At 70.8% G+C, this 14,062-nt stretch carries 11 protein-coding genes and 1 pseudogene; 7 read left to right on the forward strand and 5 right to left on the reverse strand.

Going from position 1 to position 14,062, the window contains the following annotated elements:
• A pseudogene (locus ABD378_RS07965) lies at positions 1–244 on the reverse strand (O-antigen ligase family protein); the annotation flags it as partial.
• A gap of 221 nt (positions 245–465) precedes the next feature.
• On the opposite strand from ABD378_RS07965, the gene lnt reads away from it, so the two are divergent.
• Together lnt and ABD378_RS07975 are read left to right on the forward strand one after the other, a co-directional pair.
• The gene (lnt, locus tag ABD378_RS07970; RefSeq protein ID WP_344519790.1) at positions 466–2,073 is read left to right on the forward strand and encodes an apolipoprotein N-acyltransferase; all 1,608 of its coding nucleotides are present in this window, start codon (positions 466–468) and stop codon (positions 2,071–2,073) included.
• A 10-nt stretch (positions 2,074–2,083) separates the two neighbouring features.
• Complete coding sequence (locus tag ABD378_RS07975; RefSeq protein WP_344519791.1) at positions 2,084–2,557, forward strand: NUDIX hydrolase; 474 nt, start codon at positions 2,084–2,086, stop codon at positions 2,555–2,557.
• A 9-nt stretch (positions 2,558–2,566) separates the two neighbouring features.
• On the opposite strand, the gene ABD378_RS07980 is transcribed toward ABD378_RS07975, so the two are convergent.
• The 3 genes from ABD378_RS07980 to ABD378_RS07990 are packed head-to-tail and all read right to left on the reverse strand — an operon-like array spanning position 2,567 to position 7,216.
• The gene (locus ABD378_RS07980) at positions 2,567–4,129 is read right to left on the reverse strand and encodes a GMC family oxidoreductase (protein ID WP_344519793.1); all 1,563 of its coding nucleotides are present in this window, start codon (positions 4,127–4,129) and stop codon (positions 2,567–2,569) included.
• Positions 4,130–4,151: 22 nt separating this feature from the next.
• Positions 4,152–5,750 (reverse strand): APC family permease, encoded by a 1,599-nt coding sequence (locus ABD378_RS07985; protein ID WP_344519794.1) that lies wholly within the window; start codon positions 5,748–5,750, stop codon positions 4,152–4,154.
• Entirely contained in the window at positions 5,747–7,216 is a 1,470-nt protein-coding gene (locus tag ABD378_RS07990; protein WP_344519795.1) for an aldehyde dehydrogenase family protein, read from the reverse strand. The genes ABD378_RS07985 and ABD378_RS07990 overlap by 4 nt, the downstream gene beginning before the upstream one ends.
• Before the next feature lie 125 nt (positions 7,217–7,341).
• On the opposite strand from ABD378_RS07990, the gene ABD378_RS07995 reads away from it, so the two are divergent.
• Complete coding sequence (locus ABD378_RS07995; RefSeq protein ID WP_344519796.1) at positions 7,342–8,526, forward strand: methyltransferase; 1,185 nt, start codon at positions 7,342–7,344, stop codon at positions 8,524–8,526.
• 28 nt (positions 8,527–8,554) lie between these two features.
• Here the strand turns inward: ABD378_RS07995 and ABD378_RS08000 are convergent, their stop codons facing one another.
• Entirely contained in the window at positions 8,555–9,385 is an 831-nt protein-coding gene (locus tag ABD378_RS08000; RefSeq protein ID WP_344519797.1) for an oxidoreductase, read from the reverse strand.
• Positions 9,386–9,494: 109 nt separating this feature from the next.
• On the opposite strand from ABD378_RS08000, the gene ABD378_RS08005 reads away from it, so the two are divergent.
• The 4 genes from ABD378_RS08005 to ABD378_RS08020 all read left to right on the forward strand — a co-directional run bounded on the left by ABD378_RS08005 (position 9,495) and on the right by ABD378_RS08020 (position 14,052).
• Complete coding sequence (locus tag ABD378_RS08005) at positions 9,495–10,445, forward strand: LysR family transcriptional regulator (RefSeq protein ID WP_425583821.1); 951 nt, start codon at positions 9,495–9,497, stop codon at positions 10,443–10,445.
• Positions 10,446–10,574: 129 nt separating this feature from the next.
• Positions 10,575–11,897: an MFS transporter gene (locus tag ABD378_RS08010; RefSeq protein WP_344519799.1), complete on the forward strand. Its 1,323-nt coding sequence runs from the start codon at positions 10,575–10,577 to the stop codon at positions 11,895–11,897.
• 26 nt (positions 11,898–11,923) lie between these two features.
• Complete coding sequence (locus tag ABD378_RS08015) at positions 11,924–12,988, forward strand: glycoside hydrolase family 43 protein (RefSeq protein WP_344519800.1); 1,065 nt, start codon at positions 11,924–11,926, stop codon at positions 12,986–12,988.
• 5 nt (positions 12,989–12,993) lie between these two features.
• Entirely contained in the window at positions 12,994–14,052 is a 1,059-nt protein-coding gene (locus tag ABD378_RS08020) for a rhamnogalacturonan acetylesterase (RefSeq protein ID WP_386546044.1), read from the forward strand.
• Positions 14,053–14,062 lie beyond the last annotated feature (10 nt).

Raw genomic sequence — 14,062 nt, forward strand, 5'->3', positions numbered from 1 at the left:
GGCCGACCCCCGCCAGCGCACCGGCGCAGGGCGCGGCGACCGGCAGGAGCGCGCCGCAGATCCGCCCGCCCGCGTACCCGGCGGCCACGGCGAGCACCGCGAGGAGCACGCCCTCGGGCTGGCCGCCGTGCACCCCGGCGCTGATCAAGGTCCAGGCCGCGCACACACCGAGCAGGGCGCAGCCCGTCGCGTCGGACGCGCTGCGCCGTTCGTACGCCCCTGGTGGCCCGGCCGTCGCGGCCATCCCCGTTGTCCCCACCCCGTCGCCCCCCGCCGTATGACGGGCCCCGAACGCTGTGGCTCCATCCGGCCGCAGGTCAGGGACTCGGGCACACCGTAGTCGCTGGGACCGTGAGATGTGGACGTCTTGCGCAGGAACGATCCGTCGATCGCGTGGACGCAGCCTTCGACGGCCGGGCACGACCTTGCTGTCCGTGTCCGAGTGACGCGCCGTACACTCCCCGAGTGACCGCCACCACGACCTCCGTAGACGAGTCGGAGCAGCTCGGACCGCGTCCCGCGCCCGCCTCGCGCAAGGCCCGCGTCCTGAGAGGGCTCGTCCCGGCCGCCGCGGCGGCACTCTCCGGAGTGCTGCTGTACGTCAGCTTTCCGCCACGCACCCTGTGGTGGCTGGCCCTGCCGGCCTTCGCGGTGTTCGCCTGGTGCCTGCACGGCCGCAGCTGGAAGGCGGGCCTCGGGCTCGGCTATCTCTTCGGCCTCGGCTTCCTGCTGCCGCTCCTGGTGTGGACCGGAGTGGAGGTCGGTCCGGGGCCCTGGCTGGCGCTCGCCGCCATCGAGGCGATGTTCGTCGCCCTCGTCGGAGCGGGCATCGCCGCCGTCTCGCGGCTGCCCGGCTATCCGCTCTGGGCGGCGGCTCTCTGGGTCGCCGGTGAGGCGGCACGCGCGCGCGTGCCGTTCAGCGGATTCCCCTGGGGGAAGATCGGCTTCGGGCAGGCGGATGGTGTCTTCCTGCCGCTTGCCGCCCTTGGCGGTACCCCGGTGCTCGGGTTCGCGGTGGTCCTGTGCGGCTTCGGCCTGTACGAGATCGTCCGTCAGGCGCTCGAGATGCGCGGCACCCGCGTCGTACGCCGTGGCGCGGCGGCAGCGGCCCTGCTCAGCGTGCTCGTCCCGGTCGGCGGTGCCTTCGCCGCGCTTCCGCTCATCAGCGACGACGCCGAGGACGGCACGGCGACCGTCGCGGCCATCCAGGGCAACGTCCCGCAGGCGGGCCTGGAGTTCAACGCCCAGCGCCGGGCCGTGCTCGACCACCATGTGCGTGAGACCGAGCGGCTCGCGGACCGGGTGAAGGCGGGCAAGGCGAAGCAGCCGGACTTCGTCCTGTGGCCGGAGAACTCCTCCGACATCGACCCGTTCACCAACCCCGACGCGCGCGAGGCGATCGAGCGTGCGGTCAAGGCGATCGGCGCCCCCATCTCGGTCGGCGGGGTCGTCCAGTCCAAGGACGGCAAGCTCTTCAACGAGCAGATCCTGTGGGACCCGAAGAAGGGCCCCACGGACACCTACGACAAGCGGCAGATCCAGCCCTTCGGCGAGTACATCCCGCTGCGCGACGTCGTCGGCTTCTTCAGCAGCGACGTCGGCATGGTGCGCCAGGACTTCAGCCGCGGCACGAAGCCCGGCGTCTTCACCATGGCGGGCACCGAGGTGGGCCTCGCCACCTGCTACGAAGCGGCCTTCGACTGGGCCGTGCGCGACACCGTCACCCATGGCGCGCAGCTGATCTCCGTACCCAGCAACAACGCGACGTTCGACCGCAGCGAGATGACGTACCAGCAGCTTGCCATGTCGCGGATCCGCGCCGTCGAGCACAGCCGCACCGTCACCGTGCCGGTGACCAGCGGCGTCAGCGCGATCATCATGCCGGACGGCCGGGTCTCCCAGAAGACGAAGTGGTTCACCGCCGATTCGCTCGTCGAGGAGGTGCCGCTGCGCTCATCGCAGACCCCGGCCACCCGGCTCGGCGTCCTGCCCGAGGGCATCCTGGTGCTGATCGCCGCCGGCGGTCTCGGCTGGGCGGTGACGGGCGCCGTGCGGGCCAGGCGCTCCCGTTAGGGTCGAGGCCATGGCTACTCCTGACTTCATCCGCACGATCCGGGCCGACGCGGGCCACCAGCTGTTGTGGCTCCCCGGGGTCACCGCCATCGTCTTCGACGACGAGGGCAGAGTGCTCCTCGGGCGGCGCTCCGACAACGGCAAGTGGTCGGTCATCGGCGGCATCCCGGATCCGGGGGAACAGCCCGCCGCGTGTGCCGTGCGCGAGGTGTTCGAGGAGACCGCGGTGCACTGCGTGGCCGAGCGCGTGGTGCTCGTCGAGGCCCTGGAGCCGGTGACGTACCCCAACGGCGACACCTGCCAGTTCATGGACATCACCCTGCGCTGCCGCGCCGTCGGCGGCGAGGCCAGGGTCAACGACGACGAGTCGCTCGAAGTGGGCTGGTTCGCGTTGGACCAGCTGCCCGACCTGCACGAGTTCGGACTCTTCCGGATCAAGCAGGCCATGGCCGATGAACAGCCGACGTGGTTCGACCGCCAGTGACTTCGCCGCTCAGCCCGACTTGATCATGTCCGCGCACTTCTCGCCGATCATCATCGTCGTGATGCACGGGTTGACCGCGGGCAGGAACGGCATGACCGACGCGTCGGCGACACGGAGCCCGGTGACGCCCTTGACCCGCAGTTCGGGGTCGAGCGGCGAGTCCGCGTCGTCCGTCGCGCCCATCCGCACGGTGCCCGCCGGGTGGTAGACGGTGTTGTGGGTCTGTCGGATGTAGGCGAACAGCTCGTCGTCGGTCGTGGCGTCAGGACCTGGAGCCAGTTCGGTGCCCGCCCAGTCCGCCATCGGGGACTGCGCCGCGATCTCGCGGGCAAGACGGAGTCCGTACGTCATCACGCGGATGTCGTGCTCGTGCGTGAAGTAGCGCGGGTCGACCTTCGGCTTGTCCCGGAAGTCGCGGGTGCGCAGCCGCACCGTGCCCATGGAGCGGGCCCGGGTGACGTTCGGGGTGAGGCAGAAGGCGTTGTCGGTGGTCGGATAGCCGCGCCGGTAGGTGTTCATGTCGAAGGGCACCGAGCCGTAGTGGAACATCAGGTCCGGGCGGTCGAGGCCCGGTTCGGTGTTCGCGAAGATGCCGATCTCCCACCACTGGGTGGAGGAGGTGACCATCGGCTGCTTCGCCTCCCACATGATCACGCCCTCGGGGTGGTCCTGGAGGTGGGCGCCGACTCCGGGGGAGTCCACCCGCACGTCCACGCCGCACTCCCGCAGATGCCCGGCGGGACCGATCCCCGACAGCATCAGGAGCTTCGGCGAGTCGACGGCCCCGCAGGACACGATCACCTCGCGGCGCGCCGTGACGCTGCCGCTGTGGATGGTGTCGGGCTCCAGGTACTCGACGCCGGTGCACCGCCGGTTCTCGTCGAACAGCAACTGCTTGGCCTGCAGCCCTGTGCGTACCTCCAGGTTGGGCCGCTTGCCGAGGATCGGGTGCAGGTACGACACCGAGGCGGATGAACGGGTGCCGTCCGTAAGGGAGTTGATCTGGAACCAGTGGGCGCCGCGCACCACCGTCTTGCCGGTGTTGAACGGCGTGGTGGGGATGCCCGCCGCCGCGCACGCCTCCAACAGGGCCGACCCGCAGGGGTCGTTGGGCGGGACGCTCATGATGTTCACCGGGCCCGAGCGGCCGTGGTGGTCGCCGGGCGCGTCGTTGGTCTCCAGGCGCTGGTAGAGGGGGAAGCAGTCCGCGGCGCTCCAGCCCGTGCAGCCCAGGGAGCCCCACTCGTCGAGGTCCTCGGCGGGGGCCCAGAAGGCGATGCAGGAGTTGTGCGACGAGCAGCCGCCGAGCACCTTGGCGCGGGCGTGCCGCATGAAGCTGTTGCCGTTCTCCTGCGGTTCCACCGGGTAGTCCCAGTCGTAACCGGACTCCAACAGGGCCATCCACCGGGTCAGTTGGAGGATGTTGTCGTCGCCGACGTCCGAAGGCCCTGCCTCAAGGACGCAGACGCTGACGTCCGGGTTCTCGGTCAGCCGCGCGGCGACGACGGCGCCTGCCGTACCGCCGCCGACCACCACGTAGTCGAACTCGGCCTTGGGACTCTCTGCGGGCATGACGACTCCAGATCAGCGGGGTTCAGGGAGCGGCCGGGGGTGACGGCGGCGACGGGGGAGACGTGGGGTCGGCGGCCTGGAAGCGGTGCTCCTCGAGCACGCCCGTCTTGTGCCGCTGCACGAACCAGTAGTAGGCGAAGCCGCCGAGCGCCACGATGCCGATGAAGAGGAACGCGCCCCAGCGCAGGTACCAGTGCTGAGGTCCGGTGGCGTTGTAGACCTCGGCGCGGGGCCAGGCCAGGTTCAGGGACATCGCCGCGCCCCAGAGCACCGCGATGATGTTGATCGGCAGCCCCCACCGGCCGAGCGAGAACTTCCCCTCGGCGGGCTGCCACTCGCCGCGCAGCCGCGTGAGCAGCATGGGCACGGTGACCAGCAGGTAGGCCACGTAGATCATGATGATCGCGATGCTCGTGATCACCGAGAAGATCTGCGGCTGGTTGATGTTGATCACCAGGATGACGACACCCACGATGCCGATCAGGACGGCGGGCACCACGGGGGTCTGGAAGCGGGGGCTGACCTTGGCGAGGTGCGTGCCCGCCGGAAGGTTGTTGTCCCGCGCCATGGCGAACATCAGCCGGATGCCGGCGGCCTGCACGGCAAGCACACAGACGGTGATGGCGACGACCACCGCCCAGAGGAAGATCTCGCCGATGGTGGAGCCGAGCGTCTCGAGGACCACGTACTGCAGTCCGCCGGTGGAGAGTTCCTCGGCCTGCAGATCCGGCACCGCGAGCAGGGCGAACAGCAGGATGAACGCGCCGATGGTGAAGGAGGCGATGAGGGCACGCAGAATGGCGCGGGGTGCGTTGCGGCCCGGATTGTGCGACTCCTCGCCGAGCGAAGAGGCCGTGTCGAAGCCGTACATCACGTACGCGGAGGCCAGCGACGCGGTCAGGAAGGCGCCGAAGTACCCGAGCGTCTGGCCGCTGCCGAGGCCGTTCGTCTCGGTGAGGGCGCTGCTGGGGCCACGGGTGATGTGCGCCGCCAGGAAGATGATCAGCGCGACCGCGGCGATCAGCTCGATGAACACACCCGCCGAGTTGATCCGGGCCATGAGCTTGACCCCGAAGGCGTTCACCGCGGTGGAGAACACGATGAGGACCGTGCCCAGGAGCACGGCGTTGGCCGCCGCGTCGTTCTTGCCGCTGCCGTCGCCCACGAACTGGAACCAGTCGGAGATCTGCGGCAGCGTGATCTGGTAGGCGAGCGCCACGGCGGAGAGCGTGACCATGGTGGCCGTCATCATCATCCAGCCGCCGAGCCAGCCGACGTGCGGACCGCCCATCTTCTTGGCCCAGTTGTAGATGGACCCGGCGACGGGATACCGGGCGGCCAGCTCGCAGAAGCAGAGGGCCACCATCAGCTGACCGACGAAGACCATCGGCCACGACCACCAGTAGGCGGGACCGCCGAAGCTGACGCCGAAGTAGAAGAGCTGGAAGGTGCCGGTCAGGATCGAGATGTAGCTGATCCCCGCGGCGAAGGTGTGGAAGTTGCCGAGGGTGCGCTTGAGCTCGGGGCGGTAACCGAGCTCGCCCAGGGCATCGTCGTCATCCTGGCTCTGGGACCTCGCCGGGACGGCGGGGTCCGGGCCTGGGCCGGAATCCGTGCTCATTCGAACCACCTCTGCGGTGTCGCTGCGAGATTGCGCCAGATGTGCTTGGCCTCTTGGTACTCGGCGAGGCCGGCGGGCCCCAGTTCGCGGCCGAAGCCGGACTGCTTCATGCCGCCCCACTCCGCCTGCGGCACGTAGGGGTGGAAGTCGTTGATCCACACGGTCCCGGCGCGCATCCGGGACGCCACGCGCTGGCCCTTGCCGGTGTCCTCGGTCCAGACGGCGCCCGCGAGTCCGTAGACGGTGTCGTTGGCGAGCGCGACCGCTTCCTCCTCGTCCCGGAACCGCTCGACGGTGAGCACCGGGCCGAACGACTCGTCGGTGACCACGGACATGCCGGGGGTGCACTCGTCGAGCACGGTCGGCGGGTAGTAGTAGCCGTCCCGCAGCGCCGGGTCGTCGGGGCGCGCGCCCCCGCAGCGAAGGACCGCGCCCTCGGCGATGCCCGCCGCCACGTACGCCTCGACCTTGTCGCGGTGCGCGGCGGAGATCAGCGGCCCCGTGCGGGCGTTGACGTCGAAGGGGCCGCCGAGCCGGATCTGCTGCGCGCGCTCGACCACCGCGTCGACGAACCTGTCGTGCAGTGAGTCCTCGACGAGGAGCCGGGCCCCGGCCGAACAGACCTGGCCCGAGTGCAGGAAGATCGCCATCAGGGCGTAGTCGAGCGCGGCGTCGAAGTCGGCGTCGGCGAAGACGATGTTCGGGTTCTTGCCGCCCAGTTCCAGGGCGACCTTCTTCACCGTGGGCGCCGCGGCGGCCATGATGCGCCGCCCGGTGACAAGACCGCCGGTGAACGACACCATGTCGACCCGCGGGTCCTCGCTGAGCGGCGCGCCCGCGGTGGGGCCCGCGCCGAGGATCAGGTTGGCGGCCCCGCCCGGAAGACCGGCCTCGGTGAGCAGCCGCATCAGGATGATGGAGGTGTGCGGGGTCAGCTCGCTGGGCTTGAGGACGAAGGTGTTGCCCGCGCCGAGCGCCGGGGCGACCTTCCAGGCCGTCTGCAGCAGCGGATAGTTCCATGGGGTGATCAGCGCGCACACCCCGACCGGCTCGTGCACCACCCGGCTGTCCACATCCGGGCTTCCGGCGTCGACGATCCGGTCGGTGCCGCCCGACGCCGTCAGGTTCCCGAAGTAGCGGAAGCAGTTCGCGATGTCGTCCATGTCGTACTCGCTCTCCACGAGCCGCTTCCCGGTGTCCAGGGATTCGGCGCGGGCGAGTGCGTCCTTGTCGCGTTCGAGGAGATCGGCCACACGCAGCAGCAGCCTGCCTCGTTCGGCCGCGGGGGTGGCGGGCCACGGTCCGCGGTCGAAGGCCTCACGCGCGGCGGCGATCGCCGCCGCCGCGTCCTTCGGTCCGGCCTCGTCGACGGTCGCGACCAGGGTGTTGTCCGCGGGGCAGCGGATTTCCCGTACCTGCCCGTCCACGGCAGTGGTCCATGTTCCGCCGATGAACAGCTCCGGCATGACGGCTCCTCGGGGATGGGATGCGCGGGTGCTCCACGAAAGGACGGTAAGGAGAACGGGCCGCGCTCGCACTACGGGAGCCGCTGATCGGGGCAGCGGCGCCACTCCGTTAGCCTGAGGGCACGATGAACCGGCTGAGCACGTCATGGGGCGCGTACGACCTCACACGATTTCCCGAGGACCCTCGCGACCCGCTGCGCGCCTGGTCCGCCGCCGACGCCTACCTGCTGCGGCATCTCGCGGGCGAGACGGAAGGAACGGAAGCGGAGGGGAAGCCCGTCGACCTCTCCGGCACCGTGGCCGTCGTCGGTGACCGCTGGGGCGCGCTGACCACCGCGCTGGCGGAGCACGGGCCGACGCTGATCACCGACTCGTTCCTCGCGCGGGAGGCGGCGCGGGCCAACGTGGCACGCGCCGGATTCGCGCCGGACGCGGTGCGGCTCTCGACGACTTGCGACGCCCCGCCGAGCCGGATCGACGTACTCCTGGTCCGCGTACCGAAGAGCCTCGCGCTCCTGGAGGACCAGCTGCACCGGCTCGCGCCCGCCCTGCACGCTGGCACGGTCGTCGTCGGCACCGGCATGGTCACCGAGATCCATACCTCGACGCTCGACCTGTTCGAGCGGATCATCGGCCCTACGCGGACGTCGCTGGCCCGGCAGAAGGCGCGGCTCATCTTCAGCACCCCGGACCCGGACCCGGAGCACGGCCCCAGCCCCAGCCCCTGGCCGCGCAGCTACGTCCTCGACGACGACTCCGGCGCGGGCGCGGGCCTCACCGCCGTCAACCACGCGGGCGTGTTCTGCGCCGAGCGCCTCGACATCGGCACCCGCTTCCTTCTGCAGCACCTGCCGACCGGCAAGGGCGCCGCGCACATCGTGGACCTGGGCTGCGGCAACGGCGTGCTCGGCACGGCCGCCGCCGTCGCCGACCCCGAGGCCACGGTCACCTTCATCGACGAGTCGTACCCCGCCATGGCCTCGGCGGAGGCCACCTTCCGCGCGAACGCCGCCGACTCCACCCGGGCGGAGTTCATCGCGGGCGACGCGCTGGCCACCGTCCCGGCGGGGTCGGTGGACCTCGTCCTGAACAACCCGCCCTTCCACACCCACCAGGCGACCTCCGGCGCGACCGCCTGGCGGATGTTCAGCGGTGCGCGTGCCGCGCTGCGCCCCGGCGGCGAGCTGTGGGTCGTCGGAAACCGCCATCTCGACTATCACGTGAAGCTGCGGAAGCTCTTCGGCAACTCCCAAGTCGTCGCAGGCAACCCGAAGTTCGTGATTCTGCGGGCGGTCAAGCGCGACCGCTGACACCGCCTCGGGAGTCTCTGCGGGGGGCTCAGGCGTCGAAGGCGGTCGCGCGCGTCACCTTCTCCCACGTGGCGATCTCCGCGCGGACCGAGTCGAGGTGACCGACGACCGCGTCCACGGCGTCCTCGCCCAGCGGGAGGCGCAGCGGGGTCTCGTCGGCGTCGAGCGCGGTGATGATCGCTGCGGCGGCCTTCGCCGGGTCGCCGGGCTGCTCGCCGTCGCCGCCGGCGACCATCGTGCGGGTGGCGCCCGCCGTCCGCGCGTAGTCCGGGATCTCGACGGGGCTGGCGCTGGTGTTGCCGAACAGCCTCGTCCGGAACGCGCCGGGCTCCACGACCAGGACCTTGATGCCGAGCGGGCCCACCTCCGCGGCCAGCGCCTCCGACATCCCCTCGAGGGCGAACTTCGTGCCGCTGTACGCCGAGAACCCCGCGAACGACATCTGCCCGCCCATGCTGCTCATCTGCACGATCGCTCCCGAGCGCCGCGCCCGCATGTGCGGAAGGACGGCGCGGGTCAGCGCGGCGGGGCCGAAGACGTGCACGTCGAACAGGGCGCGCAGCTCGGCGTCCGAGTCCTCCTCCAGTGCGCCGACATGGCTGCGGCCCGCGTTGTTCACCAGCACGTCGATGCGGCCGTGCCGGTCGGTGACGTCGCGCACGGCGGCCTCGATGCCTGCCGTGTCGGTCACGTCCAGGGTGAGCGCCTCGACCTGATCGGGGTGGGCGGCGACCAGGTCGTCCAGGGTAGAGGCGCTGCGGGCGGTGGCCACGACCACGCCGCCCGCCGCGACGGCCGCCTCGGTGATCGCCCGGCCGAAACCGCTGTTCGCGCCTGTCACGAGCCACACCTTCGTCATCACGAACTCCCTTGAGATATCGGCCGGTTCATCCGTTCCCCGGCCACGTGGATCACCCTGCGGCAGATGCGGGTGGCCCGTCCAAGACCTGACGTGATAGCTGATGGTTATGGACCTACACGGCAGGGATCTACACGGCAGGGACGTACACAGCAGGGATCTGCGCTACTTCGTCGCGGTGGCGCAGGAGCTGCACTTCACGCGGGCCGCCGAGCTGCTCTTCGTCTCGCAGCCCGCCCTGAGCAAGCAGATACGGGCGCTGGAACGGCAGTTGGGCGCCGAGCTGTTCGTCCGTGACCGGGGCGGCGTGCGGCTCACTCCGGTGGGCGCGGCCCTCCTGCCGCACGCTCGGCAGACCCTTGAGCGCCTGCAGTCGGCGGTCGATGCGGTGGAGCGCGCGAAGACCGAGGAGCGGGCCACGCTCCGCGTGGGCATGAGCACACGTCCTGCTCGTGGCGGACTCCTCCCGGCGGTACGGTCCCGCTTCGGCGAGGCCCATCCGGCGGCCACGATCCGGCTGCGGCAGGTGAGTTGGGAGGACGCGAGCGCGGGCCTCGCGGACGGCACGGCGGACGTGGCCTTCATCTGGCTGCCGCTGCCCGACCTGGAGCGCTACGAGTGGATGGTGGTCGCAGAGGAGCCGCGTCATGTCGCCCTGCCCACGACCCACCGCCTCGCCTCCCTGGACGAGATCGCCTTCGCCGACATCGTCGACGAACCCTTCCTCGCGCTGCCCGATGGCGCGGGCGCGCTGCGGGACTACTGGCTCGCCCTGGACGCCCGTGCGGGCCGCCCACCCCGCATCGGCGCGGAGATCGCCAGCACCGACGAGACGTACGAGGCGCTGGTGGACGGCCGTGGCGTCTGCCTGGTGGCCGCGGGCAACGCACCCCTGATCACGCTGGGCGGCGTCGTCACGCGCCCGGTCCGCGGCATCACGCCCAGCCGGTTCGCCCTGGCCTGGCGCGCGGGTGAGGACCGCCGCCCGCTGGTGAGCGCGTACATCAAGGCGTGCGGGGAGGCGCTCGGAGGGGCGCAGCAGGAGCCCGTGGACGGGTGAAGCAGCAGCCCGCGGGCGTATCTCGTCGCAACCGTTGACCTTGCTCCAACACCCCCTTACCGTTTCGGCGTTCGGAGTATCAGATGGCGTTCGAAATCACGAACGCCGGCGTGAGGGGACGCTCGCACCATGGAGCGCACAGTGCTCAAGAAGACCGCGTGGCGACTGCTGCCGTTTCTCGGCCTGTTGTATGTGATCGCCTACATCGACCGCTCGAACGTCGGCTTCGCGAAACTGGAGCTCCAGGCCGAACTGGGCGTCAGCGCCACGGCGTTCACCCTCGGCCAGGTCTTCTTCTTCACCGCGTACGCGATCTTCGAGGTGCCCAGCAACCTGATGCTGCACCGCGTCGGCGCGCACCGCTGGATCGCGCGGATCCTGCTGACCTGGGGCCTGGTCACCATCGCCACGGTCCTCGTGCAGAGCACCTGGCAGTTCTACCTGGCCCGCTTCGCGCTCGGAGCCGCCGAGGCCGGGTTCTTCCCCGGGGTGCTCTACTACCTCTCCCGCTGGTTCCCCGGCAGCCACCGGGGCCGCGCCATCGGTGCGTTCATGCTCGCCGCGCCCGTCTCGTTCATCGTCGGCAACCCGCTGATGGGCGTCCTGATGGACCTCGACGGAACCTGGGGACTGACCGGCTGGCAGTGGGTGTTCCTGGCCACCGGCATCCCGGCCGTGCTCATCGCCCCTGTCGTCCTCGCCAGGCTGCCCGCGGGACCGGAGCAGGCGCGCTGGCTCGCCGCCGATGAACGCCGGTGGCTCACCGAAGCCCTGGCCGCCGACCGGGCGGAGGCGGGCGAACAGCCGCAGCACGCCCTCGCGGTCCTGCGCGACCGCCGTGTCCTGACGGCCGCCGTGTTCTTCCTCGCCTTCCCCCTCTCCACCTATGGCCTGTCCTTCTGGCTGCCCACGATCATCGACGGCTTCGGGGACCTGACGAGCACCGAGGTCGGATTCGTCTCCGCCATTCCGTACGTCTGTGTCGCCGCCGGACTCGTCGTCGTGCCCCGTCTGGTGGCCCGCCGCGACACGCCCTATCTGTGGACCGCGGCGATGCTCGGCCTGACCGTCGCGGGGTTCACCGTCACCGCGCTCTTCGGATCGCCTGTCGTCCAGATGCTCGGCCTGTGCGCGGCAGCCGTGGGCGGATACGCGGCGCAGCCCGCCTTCTGGGCGCTGATCCCGCGCTTCCTGACGGGCGCCGCGGCGGCTGCGGGCATCGCGGCGGTCAACGCGGTCGGCAACCTCGGCGGCGGCTTCGGCCCGCTCGGCATCGCGGCGGTCGTCGACTCCACCGGCAGCGCGTTGACCGGCCTGCTGTTCCTGCTCGCGGTGGCCGTGCTCGGCCTGCTCGCCGTCCCCCTGCTGCGGCGCGCGCTGAGCACGCCGTCCGCACCCTCAGCCGTACCGCTTCCCGAGGTGCCGTCCACCGCGGAGAAGTCCGTCCCGTAATCCCACCCCGCCCATCAGGGAGCCGCATGAGCCACAACGAAGTACCCAGCCGTAGAACCGTGTTGAGGGGAACGCTGGCCGCAGGCGCCCTCGCCGCCGCACCGGCCCTCGCGCAGGCGCCTGCCCACGCCGCGTCCAGGGCGGCCGCCGCCTACCGCAACCCGCTCGTCGAGCAGCGCGCCGACCCGCACATCCGCCGCCACACCGACGGTCACTACTACTTCACGGCGACCTCCCCCGAGTACGACCGCATCATCCTGCGCCGCTCCCGCACCCTGCGGGGCCTGACGCGGGCGGACGAGTCCGTCATCTGGCGACGGCACACCACTGGCGACATGGCCTCGCACATCTGGGCGCCGGAACTCCACCACATCAACGGCAAGTGGTACATCTACTTCGCCGCGGCCCCCGCCGACGACGTGTGGAAGATCCGCATCTGGGTCCTGGAGAACGCCAACGCCAACCCCTTCAAGGGGAGTTGGACGGAGAAGGGGCAGCTCACCACGGCCTGGGACACCTTCTCCCTCGACGCCACCACCTTCACGCACCGGGGCAGCCGCTACCTGGCCTGGGCGCAGTACGAGCCCGGCATGGACAACAACACCGGCGTCTTCCTGTCGCGGATGGCGAACCCGTGGACCCTGACGGGGCCTCAGGTACGCCTGACCACGCCCGAGTACGACTGGGAGTGCGTCGGCTTCAAGGTGAACGAGGGGCCCTCCGTCATCCAGCGCAACGGCCGTGTCTTCCTCTCCTACTCCGCGTCCGCGACCGACTTCAACTACTGCATGGGTCTGCTCACCGCCGACACCCGCAGCGACCTCATGGACCCCGCCTCCTGGGCCAAGTCGCCAACCCCCGTCTTCACCAGCAACGGCACGACCAAGCAGTACGGCCCGGGGCACAACTGCTTCACCGTCGCCGAGGACGGCCGCACGGACGTCCTCGTCTACCACGCCCGCCAGTACAAGGACATCGTCGGCGACCCCCTCAACGACCCCAACCGCCACACCCGCATCCAGAAGCTCGGCTGGAAGGCGGACGGCACACCCGACTTCGGCATCCCCGTCGCAGATGCCACTGGGGTGTGAGCAAGGTGACAGCCACCGTACGAAGACGTGCGGTCACCGTCCTGCTGACCGCGGCCACCGCCGCCGCCACCCTCCAGGCCCCCGCCCTGGCCGCCCCCGCGGCCGGGGCCCCCGGGCTCGCCGACTGTTCCACCACCGCCCCCGTGACCTGCCACTTCGACGTCGCCCCGGGAACGTACGACGTGACGGTCGAACTCGGCGGTGAGGACGCCGCGAGCACGCGGCTCACCGCCGAGACCCGCCGCACCGTCCTGGCCGAGACGGCCACCGAGGCGGGCCAACGGCTGCGCCGCGCCTTCACCGTCGACGTGCGCACCCCCGAGGGCGAGCCCCTCGGCCCCGACGGCAACCCGGGGCTCGACGTGCACGTCGGCGGCTCGGCGCCCGCTCTCGCCGGTATCCGCGTCACGCCCGCCCGGCATACGCGGCAGATCCTGCTGGCCGGTGACTCCACCGTCTGCGATCAGCCGGGGGAGCCGTACTCCGGCTGGGGCCAGCAGCTGCCGCAGTACCTCGGCAGGGGCGTGTCCGTCGCCAACTACGGTGATTCCGGCGAGAGCACGGTCACCTACCTCGAGAACCCCGGCCTCTTCCCGGCCGTACGCACAAGGATCGGCAAGGGCGACCTGGTCCTCATCCAGCTCGCCCACAACGACAAGCAGACCGACGGCCCGACCTACCGCGCGAACCTCGAAGCCCTGGTGGACGGCGTCCGCGCCCGCGGCGGGAAACCGGTCCTGGTGACACCCGTGGTGCGCCGCTGGTTCAACGCCGACGGCACGCTCGACAACGACACCGCGCTCCTGGTCAACGGCCTGGGCGTCAACCATCCGGAGGTCGTCCGCTCGGTCGCCGCCGACCACGGCGTGCCGCTCATCGACCTGACGGCCAGGACCAAGCAGCTCGTGGAGTCTCTCGGCGTCGAGGACTCCAAGGCGCTGTACCTCTACGACGAGAAGCGCGACAACACCCACACTTCCACCCATGGCGCGACGGTCTACGCGGGGCTGGTCCGGGACGGGCTGCGGGCGCAGCACCTGTTGCCGGAGGGGTTCCTGCGGTGAGGAGCTAGTT

The sequence above is a fragment of the Streptomyces rectiviolaceus genome (assembly GCF_039533825.1).
In the GTDB taxonomy this organism is placed as follows: Bacteria; Actinomycetota; Actinomycetes; order Streptomycetales; family Streptomycetaceae; genus Streptomyces; species Streptomyces rectiviolaceus.